The sequence below is a fragment of the Chloracidobacterium sp. genome (genome assembly GCA_016715795.1).
Classification (GTDB): domain Bacteria; phylum Acidobacteriota; class Blastocatellia; order Pyrinomonadales; family Pyrinomonadaceae; genus OLB17.
The window spans coordinates 1441629-1455085 of record JADJXP010000002.1 but is presented as its reverse complement, the minus strand read 5'-3'; the positions used below and the strand labels follow the sequence as shown (position 1 = coordinate 1455085).

Below are 13457 nucleotides of genomic sequence, written 5' to 3'. Positions count from 1 at the left end.
CAACCAAATGAACTGGCCGTATCTCTAAGTTTTACGCGGCTTTGACAACTTTTCCGGATTTGATGCAGCGCGTGCAGACCTTCATCTTCGCGTTGCCGCCGGTAGGCAGCTGGACGCGAACGGGCTGCAGGTTAGGGTTGAACCGCCGACGCGTTTTATTGTTGGCGTGTGAAACATTATTACCAAATTGCGGGCCTTTCCCGCAGATGTCGCAGCGTTGTGCCATAGTCTTAAACTGAGTTTTCTCGAAAAACTCAAAACGATATTTATAACAAAACGTCCTGATATTAGTCAAACATGAATAGGTTGAAAGCTATAGGAGCTATTTTGAACATGAGAAACAAACGGCCGTCGCTGACGGCAGCGATAGCATTGTCGGCGGCTTTCTTTGCCGCGTGCGGACAGACACCGCCGGGCAAGTCACAGAGCGGTTCCGTAGACCCAAATGAGACGGCCGCTAAGGTCAACGGCAAGGTCATCACCATGCAGGACGTTGAACGTGCCGTCAAGCAGGAATCAAGGGGCCAGGAAGCTAAGATGTCGCCGCTCGAACTCGCTGCGGCAAGGCTGCAGATCCTCCAGAACCTCGTCGAGCAAGAAGTGATGTACCAGAAGGCGGAGGCCGAGAAGCTGGTGCCTACCGAGGAAGATATTACGGCTGAGATCAATAAGCGCAAGGTCGAGAGCCGAATGTCTGCTGAGGAATTTGACAAGCAGATGAAGGAGGCCGGCCTCGACGAAAAGTCTTTCCGCGAAACGGTCAGAAAGGGCCTTGCGATACAGAAGCTGATCGATAAGATCACGGGGCGGATCGAAACGCCGAGCGAACGCGAGATAGAGGAGTTCTTTAAGAGTAATCCCGATATGTTCGTCAAGAAGCGGGGCGTTCGGCTGGCCGCAATTGTTATTGATCCATCGGACAACGGGCAAGGCGACACGACCCGCAATGCGGCGGAGGCGGAACAGAAGGTAAAAGAAGTGCTGACAAAGGTTGCACAGCCGGCAAGTGATTTCGCGGCAATTGCTCGCGAATATAGCGAGGATGGGAGCCGTCTTCAGGGCGGCGACCTTGGCTATATCAGCGAGCAGGAACTCAAGCAGAACTTTGGCGACCAGATCGCGGGCGGCTTTATGAATCCGCAGTTTGATGTCGGGCGTATAACGAATGCAGTGCCGCTGCAGGGAAAAGCGTATATCTTCAAGCTCCAGGAACGCATAGAAAAGGACGAGAGCCTTACGCTTGAGAATCCGGCCGTCCGTCCGCAGATCACACAGCTGCTGACCGACAATCGAAAGCAGCTCCTGGCTGCGTCATATCAAACGATCGCCATGAATGAGGCTAAGATCGAGAATTTTCTCGCTAAGAAGGTCGTTGATAATCCGAATGAGCTAAGCGGAGCTCGCCCGGCCGCGGCGGCAAATAGCAATACAGCTGCGAACTCGAATTCTAATGCGGCACCGTCGAATATCAACTCGGCTGCGAACACGAACGAGCCAAACGGCAATTCTAAATCGGTGTCGAACGACGCCGCGAACAAGCCGGCGGCGAATGCTCCAACCAAATAGGTCTGATGTGAAAACGTAATCTGGTTAGAAAAGGGGAGTCCTTCCGACTCTCCTTTCTTCCTTTTCAACGGATCGATCCCCTCTGTTCGTAACTACGTGCTTTTTCGTTTATCCAATATCACCAAGTCCTACGGCGGCACCGAGGTGCTGCGAGGGGTTTCTTTTCAGATCAATCCGGGTGAGAAGGTTGGGCTCGTCGGCCGCAATGGCGCCGGAAAGACAACGATCTTTCGCGTGTTGACAGGAGAGGAATCGCCGGATGCGGGCGAGATCGCAGCGATCAACGGCCTCAAACTCGGGCTTCTGGAACAGCATGTAGATTTCGAGTCGACCGAAACCGTTCACACAGCGGCCCTGTCGGCATTTAGCCATATCCATGACATCGAGGCCGACATGAGGCGGATCGAGAAGGTCATGGAGACGGACCATTCCGAAGCGGTCTTAGACAGATATGCTTCGCTGCAGACAGCATTTGAGCAGGCGGACGGATTCTCTTATGCCGCCAGGGCCGAGGCCGTGCTGCTGGGTGTTGGATTCGACCGTGAACAATGGTCGATGGAAACCAACACATTGTCGGGTGGACAAAAGAACCGGCTTGGCATGGCGCGGCTTCTACTCTCGAATGCGGACGTTCTGCTGCTCGACGAGCCGACCAATCACCTCGATGTGAATGCCGTGGAATGGCTGGAAGAGCATCTGCAAACATACGACCGGGCATATGTGATCATCAGTCACGATCGGTATTTCCTGGATCGCACCGCGTCAAGGATCATCGAGATCGAGAATGGAAAGGCCGTGACCTACAAAGGAAACTACTCAAAGTTCCTTGTCGAACGCGAACTGCGTCGCGAACAGCAACAGCGTGAGTATGACAACCAGCAGTCGATGATAGCCAAGACGGAGGAGTTTATCCGCCGTAATCTAGAGGGGCAAAAGACCAAACAGGCAAAATCGCGCCGCAACATGCTCGAACGCATGGAACGACTCGATGCTGTAAAAGGCGAGAAACACGGTGGCAAGTTCGATCTGAAGAAAGTCGAACGTGCAGGCAATAACGTTTTGACGACAGAGAACCTGGCTGTCGGTTACGGCGGAACGGTGCTGGCGAGCGGTATCAACATTTCGCTGCATCGCGGCGGCGTGCTCGGCATTATTGGCGGTAATGGAACGGGCAAGACGACACTGCTAAAGACACTGCTTGGCGAGATCCGAGAGATCGATGGCCGGGTCGTTTGGGGCACAAAGACCAACGTCGGCTATTATTCACAGACGCTCGACGACTTGCACGACGGTAATGCGGTCCATGCCGAGATGCGTCGCGTTGCACCGAATGTCGAGAATGTCGAGATCCGTTCATTTCTTGCGCGCTTTTTGTTTTTTGGCGAAGACGTCGAGAAGAAAGTGCGTGACCTTTCGGGCGGTGAGAAAGGCCGTCTCGCCCTGGCAAAGCTAATATACTCACAAAAGAATGTGCTTGTTCTCGACGAACCGACAAACCACCTTGACATACCGGCGCGCGAAGCGCTTGAGGCGGCGCTTGATGAGTATCCCGGCACGATCGTTACGGTGAGTCATGACCGTTTCTTCCTCGACAAGCTTGCGACTCAGATGCTCTCGTTCGAGGCGGATGGTGCCGTCCTCGATTACAACGGCAACTATACAGATTTTCACGACTGGCGCGATAGCCGACACGTGACCTTAGCGGCTGAACAAGACGCCGGACTGCCAAAACCTCATGTTGAGATGAGTGTGGTCCAAGCGGATGTTTCGAACCTATCAAAAAATCAACGCCGGCAGATCGAAAAGCGGATAGTCGAGATCGAGCAAACGATCCCGGAGTTGGAGGCCGAAGCCGAGCGTCTGACCTCAGCTATGTCGGCCCCAACAGTGGCTGCTGACTATGCCCATCTAACAAAAGTGACCGAGCAGCATACCGCCGCTCAGTCACGGATCAAGGAGCTTTACGAAGAATGGGAGGCCCTGGCCGGCCAACTGGCCTAAGGATGCTGATATCGATACTCAGCCGGCCGATTCCACACTAAAGAGAGCCCGCACTACATGCTCGCGAGCCGACAGAGACGCAACCTTTCGCCAGTTCGCCGACAAACGACAAAGCGAGTTTTGTGAACCGTGTCGCATGGTTCGCGTTATTGTTGCTGCGTGCGATCGTGTCATTTGCCGTGTGGATCGCGGAGTTATCGTCGTTCATCGTCGCCTCGAAGGGCATCGATGCGGGATAGCTCTTGTTATGCCAGGACGCATGGTCTGAGCATGCATAGCCGCAGGCCGATGTCGTTAGGTTCAGGCCGGGCTGGTATGTCGTGATCAGGTTCGTGACGAACTGATTCTGGGCGGCATTTGTATAATCAGTGAAGATCACGATGTCATAGCCGAGTGTGCCCTTATAGTTGGTCATATCGAGCTGCATCACGCCCACGACGTTCTTGTTAGCCGTCCGATATGACGTCGCAATCGCATTAGAGCCGCGAAGACCGACCTCTTCTGCAGCATACGCCATAAACTGCACGGTGCGGTCCGGCCTGAAGCCCGTTTGGGCCATTACCCGTATCGTCTCGGTAAGACAAGCAATGCCCGACGCATCGTCATCTGCTCCGGGGGCCGGAGCGGTCGAACCCGACTGATTGATCGAGTCCTGATGAGCTCCGAGCACGACTATCTCATCAGGGAAGCGCTTGCCCTTAAATGTCAGGATTATCGACGGCTGCGGTGACGTAGAGGTCGGATGGTTGAAATATGCGAGCGACACCGAGTCGCGGTCGTAACCAGCGACAAGTGACGCCCACCTGTTATAGATCCAGTTCGCAGAGTCTATTCCGCTCGGCTGGTTGTAACGGCGATTTGGGAACGCGGAAAGATCGATTATGACCTGTCTCGTGTACGGCTCGCTCACGGTATTGAGCATCGTGTTGACGGACTCCGGATTATCGATCGTATAGTTTATCAACGGGGCCCCGGTCTCCGCGGTCGCGAAATTTCGGATCCATTCCACGGCCTCACCCTCGCTCTCGTGCGTGACAAAGCCGGCACATTTGTGAAAGCTGTGATGCATCGCGCCTGACAGACTCTCCATTTGCTGGTCGTTCAGGCGAAGGATGGCGATGTTGTTTACCACTTGCTGGACACGAAGACTTGCCAGCCCGGCAGGGTCTTTAGTCCCACGCTCGGCCTGAATGGTCTGCAGCTCGGATGCATCGATCGAGATCCAATGCTCAGCCGCCTTAGCGCTTGTGCCGCCGGTCTGAAAGATCACTAATCCCGAAAAACAAGCCAGGACTACCGATAGTAGGAATGCTTTTGCGTAACGCGACATTATAGTACTCCTCAAATTTAAGCTATGTTCCCCAACCGATAATCATACTCCAAAATCTAGTTTTTCGCACCCGCAAGATCAGCTTTCCAAACGATAGTTCGGGGCCTCTTTTGTGATGATGACGTCGTGGACGTGTGATTCGCGAAGCCCGGCCGATGTAATGCGAACAAAACGGGCATTGGCTTGCAGGTCGCTGATCGTGCGGCAGCCGGTATAGCCCATGCCGGAGCGAAGCCCGCCGACGAGTTGGGTGACCATCTCAGCCAATGTCCCTTTGTAGGCGACGCGTCCCTCGATGCCCTCGGGAATATACTTTGAGTCAGCAGATGTCGCTTCCTGCGCATAACGGTCGCTGGAGCCCTGTTTCATCGCTCCGAGCGATCCCATCCCGCGATAGGACTTGAAGTTTCGGCCCTGAAAGAGGATGACCTCACCCGGCGCTTCTTCGGTCCCCGCAAAGAGCGATCCGATCATCACACTGTCGGCTCCGGCCGCGATCGCCTTCGCGACATCACCCGAGAATTTGACACCGCCGTCTGCGATAACTGGCACGCCCGAGCCTTTCGCAGCCGCCACGCACTCGACGATCGCACTGATCTGTGGCACGCCTGCACCGGTGACGACGCGCGTCGTGCAGATCGATCCCGGTCCGATCCCGATCTTTACGGCGTCAACGCCGGCTTTGACGAGAGCTGTGGTTGCCTCAGCCGTCGCGACATTGCCGGCGACGACTTCGATCTCTGGAAACTCGTTTTTGACGGCACTTACAGCGTCGATCACGCGTGAACTGTGCCCGTGAGCCGTGTCGATCACGATAGCGTCGGCCCGTGCATCGACCAAGGCCCTGGCACGTTCGAGAAAGTCGCCGGTAGCACCGACCGCGGCGGCACACCGCAAACGGCCGAGTTCGTCTTTCGCCGCAGTCGGAAAGTTGATGGCTTTCTGGATATCCTTGACCGTGATAAGGCCCTTGAGATGGCCGTCGTCATCCACGACGAGGAGCTTCTCGATGCGATGCTTCTGCAGCTTCACCTTGGCCTCATCGAGAGTCGTGCCAACGGGGACGGTCACGAGCGGCTGCGGTGTCATTATCTCAGAAACAGGAATATCCGTTCGCGTTTCGAACCGCAGGTCGCGATTGGTAATGATGCCGACGAGCAACCCGTCCGCATCTGTCACCGGAACGCCGCTGATCTTATAGCGGCCCATGATGGCGAGGGCCTCGGAGACAATAGCCTTTTCATTGATCGTTACCGGATCGACGATCATGCCTGATTCCGACCGCTTGACCTTATCGACCTCCTCGGCCTGCTGCTCGATCGAAAAGTTCTTGTGAATAACGCCGATGCCGCCTTGTTGTGCGAGGGCGATTGCCAGGGCCGCCTCGGTAACGGTGTCCATTGCTGATGAACACAGCGGGATATTCAACTCGATATTTCTGGAAAAACGTGTGCGGGTATCGGCGTCGCTCGGCAGGATCTCGGAATAGGCAGGAACGAGCAGAACGTCGTCAAATGTCAGGCCTTCGGCTATCTGGGTGATCTCCATAGCTAATTATAAACAAAAATATCCGCGTCGCTAAATGCCGACGAGAGACCTATCATTGATCGCGTAGTTGTTTAGCTGTTCGCGGGCGGCTTGGCGGGTGTAGACGCCGGCCGAGCATTGCTTGCGGGCTTTGGCGAGGGCGTTCTTGCAGGAGTATTCGCTGCGTTTGCAGCATTGCTCGGACGTGGTGCGGGTGTGGGACGGACCTGAGGCGCGGGCGGGCTCGACGGAGCGGTCGTCGTCGGTATCTCCGTGTTGTTGGGGTGAGCTTCAGCCTCAACCGACGGAACCGCGGTCGAGATGGTCGCGGTCGTCCATATCTGGGCGAGGTTCTCGCGTGATATCGTGAAGATGATCCTGTCGCGATCTTTCGGATCGAGCGGCTCGGCTGGGAGCGTTATGACTTTTCCGTTTATCGATAGCTGGACGTTGGGGGCGTTCCACCGATTGTAGTTAAGAGTTAGGCTCTCTCTAGGCGAAAAGCTGAGAGATGAACCTGCCGAGACATCGGATTTCTTCTGCGGTTCGCTGTCAACCGTTGCGATCACGGAGACGGGATTCATGGCCTTGAACTCGACATTCAGCGCTGCCATGTCAGGCACATCCGATGTCGTGGGGGCCGAATTTGACGCACCTTCGACGGAAGCACTCGCGGTCGGGCGCGGCGTCGCGTTTTCTGCGACGAGATCTGTCGGCTGCTGTAAATAGTTGAGGAGAAGTAGGATACCGCCGGTCATCAGCGTCAGGATCACGAGGGCTACAATGATCGTTGGCGTCATCGACGGGCCCGATCGGTCGTCCGTAAGGACCTCAGGCTTGTATAGCTTTAACTCGGACTCCTCAGCGATGTTCGCCTGAGCCATCAACTGCGAGTAGTCAGACAGGGCCTCCTCCTCTTTAATCCCGACGAATTTTGCGTAGGATTTAACGAAGCCCTTGTTAAAGATACCTCCCGGAAGTCCCCGATAATCATCGTTCTCGATCGATTCGAGGTAAAGGGCCGAGATCCGTGTTTGTTCAGAGACCTCGCTGAGGGTAAGGCCGCGCGCTTCACGGGCCTGCCGCAATTTTTCTCCCAAGGTCATGGACATGTTAGATCCCAACGAACTGTGAGTGCCGGAAACGACTACGCTCTTTGACTTGAAATATATCGTTCCTATCGTCAGAATGTCAATTGATTCACTCTAGGTACGCCCTGTTTTGCGTGATTCCGGAGGAGTTGGCAGATTGCGTTTTGGCTTCAGGGCAACTTATATTATTATCGGTAGAGCAAACCAAAAAGTGAGGAATCATCAATGAGTTTAGAAGCTCTCGGTATGGTCGAAACAAAGGGCTTTGTCGGAGCGGTCGAGGCGGCCGATGCGATGGTAAAGGCTGCAAATGTTAGACTTATCGGTAAGGAATATATCGGCGCCGGTTACGTGACCATCTTCGTGCGCGGCGATGTCGGTGCGGTAAAGGCCGCGACCGACGCCGGTGCGGCAGCGGCAAGACGCGTGGGCGAGCTCATCAGCGTTCACGTCATTCCGCGACCGCACAACGAGGTCGAACGCGTCCTGCCCAAGGGCGGCGCGGTCGGTTACAGCCCGGACGAGAAGGCCCTTCAGGGCGGGGGCGGACGCCAGCTCGGTGCGGGTGCGGCTTCCGGCACGGGCTCGGCAGCCGGTAACAAAGGCAAAACCAAAGCATAGGGCCTGACCACACGGCCTTTCTTCGCTTGCTATGGGCGACAAGGACCTGATAGCTCAACAGGAAGCACGCGACGCGGTTGAGGCCGCGTCGTTTGCCTTTCAGACCGTAGCTCAGTTCGATCAGGCAAAGATCGACGCGATCTGCGATGCGATGGCGAGCGTTGCTTTGGCGGAATCCGCACGTCTGGGGAAACTCGCGAATGAGGAAACTGGCTTTGGCAAGGCCGAGGACAAACGGGAGAAGAACCGCTTTGCCGCTGAGGATGTGTGGAATGCTTTCAAGCCACTGAAGACGGTCGGCGTAGTCAGCGACGACGGTAACGTGGTCGAGATCGCCAGCCCGCGAGGTGTCGTTGCCGCGATCATCCCGTCCACAAACCCAACATCCACAGCCATTTACAAGATCATCATTGCGATCAAGTCGCGCAACACGATCGTGCTCTCACCGCACCCATCAGCCGCTCAATGCATCGCCGAGACGACCCGTGTGATGCGCGATGCGGGTGTCAAAATGGGACTACCCGCCGAAGCGGTCACATGCCTCACAACCTCGACGATCGAGGGCACCGAGACGCTGATGAAGCACAAGAAGACGGCGGTTATCCTCGCTACCGGTGGCACGGGACTCGTCCGAGCGGCATACTCGTCGGGCAAGCCTGCGTTCGGTGTCGGGCCGGGAAACGTACCGGTTTTTGTCGAGAGAACGGCGAATGTTGAAAAGGCCGTCGCTGACATCCTGACTGGAACGTGCTTTGACAACGGCACGATCTGCGCATCTGAGCAGTCCGTGGTTTGTGATGCCCCAGTCGAGGTTGAGGCGAGAGAACAGTTTAAGCGGCAGGGTGGACATTTCCTGAATCCAGCCGAAGCCGAGGCCGTTGCAAAGATCCTACTGACGCCACAGCGAACGCTAAACGCCGGGATCGTTGGCAGATCGGCGAAGTACATCGCCGACCTCGCCGGCATCTCGATTCCGGAAGGCACCCGCTGTCTGCTCGCCGATTGCGGCGGCGTCGGACGTGATTTCCCGTGGTCGGTCGAAAAACTGTCACCAACACTGGCGTTCTTTGTCGTTGACGGCGTTGAGGATGGGGCCAATCGGTGTCAGGAGATACTGGAATTTGGCGGTATGGGCCACACTGCCGGAATGCACACACAGGCTCGCGACGCGGCGATCCGATACGGGAAACAGATGCCCGCGGCACGGGTCGTTATTAATTCGCCTACAACGCACGGTGCGATCGGCCTTACGACGGATCTGCCCCCGTCGATGACCCTCGGTTGCGGTTCGTGGGGCGGCAACGTCACGTCGGACAACATCTCGCCTATGCACCTGATGGATATCAAGCGGGTCGCGTTTGAAACGAAGCCGATCAACGAGCCGGCAGCCGTCAGCCGTCAGCCGTCAGCAGCGACCTTTTCGCCGCCGAAGACGCCGAAGCGGGAAGATATTGCGGCGATAGTGGATAGTTTTTTAAGCAAGAAGATGGCAGCGATGCCGCCGCCTGCTCCGGAACCGACACCCGAACCCAAGCCAGAACCGAAAACGGTCGTTCACGAGATAACGCCGGAGAATGCCGTGCAAAAACCTGTTCCGATCACGCCTGCGGATTTCGTCAGCGAGGACGACGTCCGGCGTGCGGTCGCAAGCGGCGAGAAGATATATATTTCTAAGAAGACGATCCTAACGCCGTCGGCACGAGACCTCGGCGAGGAAAAGGAAGTGTTTGCGAGCGTTTAGCGATGACTGAGGCCGTTCTGGAAAAGGAAAAATGTGATGGCTGCGGCGTCGATGTTCGCGAAGGCACGCTATTTTGCTACAACTGTGGCGCACGCGTTGCGGGCCAAGAACCGGAAGCCGCACTCGAAGATGCTATCACTGCAGCGAACAACGGGCATTTGCCGGGCGATACCGACAAGTTAGCCACCGCCGCGAACGAAAGAAAACGCGCCCGCGTCGCTCACCGTAAGATGGCCGAATACTTCTGGGTACCGACGACCGGCGAGAACGCCCTGCTGACGCTGATCCTGGCGGTCCTGATCGCTGTTTTTGCCCTTGTTGTCGTTCTGTTGATGGTCTGGTAGAGGTATTATGCAAGCTCTCGGAATGGTGGAATGTTTTGGCCTTGTGGCTATGATCGAGGCCGCCGACGCAATGGTAAAGGCTGCAAATGTCGAGCTCGTCGGCTACGAACGCATCGACGCCGGTCTTGTAACCGCAATAGTCCGCGGCGAGGTCGGCGCCGTCAAAGCCGCCGTCGACGCCGGAGCCTCTGCTGCCCGCAAGATCGGCACCGTCACCGCCGTCCACGTTATCCCGAGCCCGCACAACGAAGTCGATCAGGGCATTCCAGTCCTCAAGACCGGCGAAACGACGCGCAAGAAGATCTCAGGCTCCGTCCCAGAGAAGAGTTGAACCACCACCATTATTGAAACAACGGCAGAGGTAGGTCACCGTCGAGCCCAAAGGCAGCGATCCGCGTTTGGCCGTTGGATTGAAGGATATACCAGATCCCCTGGCGGAACACGGCGATGTCAATACGCCCGTCGCCGTCAAAGTCGCCCGGAACAGGCAGGTCATTCACTGCGCCCCAAAACAGTGCTTCATAGAGGTCTTCGCGACTGCGTTTTATGTGCCAGACGCCGCCGCGAAATACCGCAAGGTCCGTGCGGCCGTCACCGTCGTAATCACCGGGGACAAATCTATCAGTCGCCAGGCCCCAGGGCTCAGCGCGGAGCGAACTTGTCGAACTCTGCAGGATGTACCAGATCCCGTTGGACGGTCGAAAGACCGTAACGTCCGCTTTTCCGTCACCGTCGTAGTCACCCCGAAGCGGCCGGTCGCCGTTTATGCCCCAGGGCATGGCTCGAAAATCGATTCCAGGGATCGAGGAAGGCCGATAGTAGAAGTTACTTTGTGCTCCCGGAGTCGTACCCTCACGGTAAACCGCCGGATCGGCCTTGCCGTCGCCGTCAAAATCGCCCGTAATCGACGGATCATCGCCCGTAACACCAAAATGCTCGCTTCGAACGGTCGAGGTCTCGCTCAAGAAAATGAACAGATTGTCGGCGTTCGTCGTGACCGAACGCCATACGGCGTAATCGGCCTTTCCGTCACCGTCATAATCGCCGGGCACCGGCTTGTCCGTAGGCAGCCCCCATCGGAATGCGTTGAAGAGGTTGCTGCCTGTGTGCAGGATATAGAACATCGCTCCAAGCAGATCGCTCGGACGGAACAGGCCGATGTCGGCCCGGCCGTCGCCGTTGAAGTCGTAATCGGTCGTGCGTCGCACGTTCGTCCGGCTTCGGAGTTCGGACGTTGAGAGGTCATTCGGGCCGGAATGCGCATTTACCAGCATACCGAGGATCGCGACGCGTCCGGCGTCGCCGGTTACCTTTATCCTTGCGAATCCGGCAACATCCAAACGCGGAAATCCACCGGCGGCCGTTATGAGGTCGTCGACTATGATGCGACGTTTCCTTGTCGTCGTGTTCAACGGCAGATGACACGGGTTGCAGACGGGCTGATTGGTCAGCGACATCAGCGGCTGGCTATTCATCTGGTCGTATAGATACAATTCGAGATTCGCGGAGTTTCTTCCGTTGTAAACGGCGTGAAACTCACTGTCGTAGGTGAAGGTCGTGTTGCTCGCCTTTCCCGTTCGGTCGCGGAAGTGCGGGTAGTTGTATTCAGTCGACAAGATCCGGCGACTGCCCTCGCTCCTGCCGCCGGGCCTTTCCGCAGATTCGTCTATCGCTTTCTCGAGCAAGGCCCCCGGTTCGCCGAGGATCGGCTGGGCCTCAAAACCGAAGACCGACAGATCGAACGGACTTGTATGTGCGTTGATAACAAATCCCTGAATATTCACGCCTTGCGGGTCGGTTCCGCCGATCACAAGAACTCCAAAGCCCAGCTTTAAGTTTTCCGTTCCGAAACCGCCTTTTGCGACGATCTCGTCATCTACGACGAGCGTTCTTTTTCGCGTCGTTGTGTCCAGGACCGTCGTGCATGGATTGCACACGTCTTGGTTTGTCGCGGTTTTCATGGGCAAGCCCGTGGCTTCATCAAAGATAGTAAGGTCAACTGTCGCCCCCGTTCCTGTCGGAAAGCCGGGCAACCCGCCCGTATAAGTCATGGATATGTTTGTGTCGAAAGTGAATTGCGTGTTAAAGATCGTGCCTCCTTTTTCAAAGATATGATGGAGAACCCTAACTTCATTATCATCATAATGTCGCAAGGCGTGCGGATCTAATGGATACAATTCGACATCGTTTGGGCCGGTATGGGTATTCGTGCCAATACCCTGCAGAGAGACATTTTTTCGGTCGCCGGTTATGTCCACCGTCGCGAAGCCCCTAACATCCGCGCGCGGGAAACCGCCCGCTGCGCGGATCAGCTCGTCGAACGAGAATAGGCGTTTTCTATTGATGTTGGTGAGATCGGCGGAGCACGGATTGCACACAGGCTGGCCTGTCATTGAGAGGAGCGGTTGGTCGGTCAGGTCGTCATAGAGCCGCAGATCGACCGTTGCCCCGTTTCCGGGCGATGTTCCCGGCAAGCCGCCCGCATAAAACGCATTAAGATCGGTCGAGAATGAGAATGGCTGGCCCGGCATCATCGAGTCCTCGCGGTAATCGAATGGCGTAGTACCATCTGTGGTCTCCCTGAGATCTATTGTAAGATCTTCAACAGCTACAGACTGTATGGATACATCAAAGGCCGTGGTGTGCGAATTTATCACAAACGCACTGGTATCGATGTTATCGAAATCGCCGGTGACGTTAAAAATCATCGAGCCGGTCACGTTATCGCGCGGCAAGCCGCCGACAGAATTCGCAATTCCCTCGATGTTGCCGATAGCTTTGCGGTTTGCCGTGCTCACCGAAAAGCTGCACGGATTACAAACATCTATGTTGGTCAATGATTTGAGCGGCTGGCCCGTAAGATCGTCATAGATGAACAGATTGATCGACGCACCGGGAGTGAGGTCGGTGTTGCCGATCCCGCCGAGGTAAGTGACGAAGAACGTCGTGTCGAAGGTGAACTGCGTGCTCCCTACCAATCCGGTCTTTTCAATAAAATGGGGGACGATAAAAGTCTTTTGTGCGTCTGCCTTTACGGCAAACGCGGCCACCAACATCGTCGATGCGGCCAGTAGAAATAATATCCTGCGTGCTCTCATGCTGTAACCCTCCGATACGAACGGCCCGTATGGGCGGCGTTAGCCGGTTGAGCGTGAGATAACCTTCGCGGTTGACGCCGGGATCCCCGGATCCTCAAAGTCCGAGATCCACTCTTGATTCGTTGTTATCTCGCGATA

Annotated in this window: 11 protein-coding genes; 6 read left to right on the top strand and 5 right to left on the bottom strand. The window is 56.0% G+C overall.

The features are described from left to right. Positions 1–31 precede the first annotated feature (31 nt). Positions 32–226, bottom strand: coding sequence for a 50S ribosomal protein L28 (locus IPM59_11650; protein MBK9216230.1), 195 nt, complete (start codon positions 224–226; stop codon positions 32–34). Between the two features lie 107 nt (positions 227–333). On the opposite strand from IPM59_11650, the gene IPM59_11645 reads away from it, so the two are divergent. Both IPM59_11645 and IPM59_11640 read left to right on the top strand, forming a co-directional pair. Next, positions 334–1566: a SurA N-terminal domain-containing protein gene (locus IPM59_11645; GenBank protein MBK9216229.1), complete on the top strand. Its 1233-nt coding sequence runs from the start codon at positions 334–336 to the stop codon at positions 1564–1566. A gap of 96 nt (positions 1567–1662) precedes the next feature. Beyond that, positions 1663–3567, top strand: a complete 1905-nt coding sequence (locus tag IPM59_11640; GenBank protein ID MBK9216228.1) for an ABC-F family ATP-binding cassette domain-containing protein — start codon at positions 1663–1665, stop codon at positions 3565–3567. Between the two features lie 37 nt (positions 3568–3604). Here IPM59_11640 and IPM59_11635 read toward each other — a convergent pair whose 3' ends face one another. From IPM59_11635 to IPM59_11625, 3 genes are all read right to left on the bottom strand, one after another. Further along, positions 3605–4897 carry a M20/M25/M40 family metallo-hydrolase gene (locus tag IPM59_11635; GenBank protein ID MBK9216227.1) on the bottom strand — a complete coding sequence of 431 codons (1293 nt, stop codon included), beginning with the start codon at positions 4895–4897 and terminating at the stop codon, positions 3605–3607. A gap of 78 nt (positions 4898–4975) precedes the next feature. Further along, positions 4976–6445: an IMP dehydrogenase gene (gene guaB / locus IPM59_11630; GenBank protein ID MBK9216226.1), complete on the bottom strand. Its 1470-nt coding sequence runs from the start codon at positions 6443–6445 to the stop codon at positions 4976–4978. 71 nt (positions 6446–6516) lie between these two features. After that, positions 6517–7530, bottom strand: a complete 1014-nt coding sequence (locus IPM59_11625) for a helix-turn-helix domain-containing protein (GenBank protein MBK9216225.1) — start codon at positions 7528–7530, stop codon at positions 6517–6519. A 210-nt stretch (positions 7531–7740) separates the two neighbouring features. Between IPM59_11625 and IPM59_11620 the strand changes: the two genes are divergently transcribed. The 4 genes from IPM59_11620 to IPM59_11605 are packed head-to-tail and all read left to right on the top strand — an operon-like array spanning position 7741 to position 10552. Beyond that, positions 7741–8136, top strand: coding sequence for a BMC domain-containing protein (locus IPM59_11620; GenBank protein MBK9216224.1), 396 nt, complete (start codon positions 7741–7743; stop codon positions 8134–8136). A 31-nt stretch (positions 8137–8167) separates the two neighbouring features. Then, positions 8168–9877, top strand: a complete 1710-nt coding sequence (locus tag IPM59_11615; protein ID MBK9216223.1) for an aldehyde dehydrogenase family protein — start codon at positions 8168–8170, stop codon at positions 9875–9877. A 2-nt stretch (positions 9878–9879) separates the two neighbouring features. After that, complete coding sequence (locus IPM59_11610) at positions 9880–10221, top strand: hypothetical protein (protein ID MBK9216222.1); 342 nt, start codon at positions 9880–9882, stop codon at positions 10219–10221. A 7-nt stretch (positions 10222–10228) separates the two neighbouring features. Further along, positions 10229–10552: a BMC domain-containing protein gene (locus IPM59_11605; GenBank protein ID MBK9216221.1), complete on the top strand. Its 324-nt coding sequence runs from the start codon at positions 10229–10231 to the stop codon at positions 10550–10552. A gap of 10 nt (positions 10553–10562) precedes the next feature. Here IPM59_11605 and IPM59_11600 read toward each other — a convergent pair whose 3' ends face one another. Next, entirely contained in the window at positions 10563–13319 is a 2757-nt protein-coding gene (locus IPM59_11600; protein MBK9216220.1) for a VCBS repeat-containing protein, read from the bottom strand. Positions 13320–13457 lie beyond the last annotated feature (138 nt).

Bases quoted from the DNA above. Each gene is read 5' to 3' on its own strand.
- IPM59_11650 (MBK9216230.1), bottom strand. From the start codon at position 226: ATGGCACAACGCTGCGACATCTGCGGGAAAGGCCCGCAATTTGGTAAT.
- IPM59_11645 (MBK9216229.1), top strand. From the start codon at position 334: ATGAGAAACAAACGGCCGTCGCTGACGGCAGCGATAGCATTGTCGGCG.
- IPM59_11635 (MBK9216227.1), bottom strand. From the start codon at position 4,897: ATGTCGCGTTACGCAAAAGCATTCCTACTATCGGTAGTCCTGGCTTGT.
- guaB (MBK9216226.1), bottom strand. From the start codon at position 6,445: ATGGAGATCACCCAGATAGCCGAAGGCCTGACATTTGACGACGTTCTG.
- IPM59_11625 (MBK9216225.1), bottom strand. From the start codon at position 7,530: ATGACCTTGGGAGAAAAATTGCGGCAGGCCCGTGAAGCGCGCGGCCTT.
- IPM59_11620 (MBK9216224.1), top strand. From the start codon at position 7,741: ATGAGTTTAGAAGCTCTCGGTATGGTCGAAACAAAGGGCTTTGTCGGA.
- IPM59_11615 (MBK9216223.1), top strand. From the start codon at position 8,168: ATGGGCGACAAGGACCTGATAGCTCAACAGGAAGCACGCGACGCGGTT.
- IPM59_11610 (MBK9216222.1), top strand. From the start codon at position 9,880: ATGACTGAGGCCGTTCTGGAAAAGGAAAAATGTGATGGCTGCGGCGTC.
- IPM59_11605 (MBK9216221.1), top strand. From the start codon at position 10,229: ATGCAAGCTCTCGGAATGGTGGAATGTTTTGGCCTTGTGGCTATGATC.
- IPM59_11600 (MBK9216220.1), bottom strand. From the start codon at position 13,319: ATGAGAGCACGCAGGATATTATTTCTACTGGCCGCATCGACGATGTTG.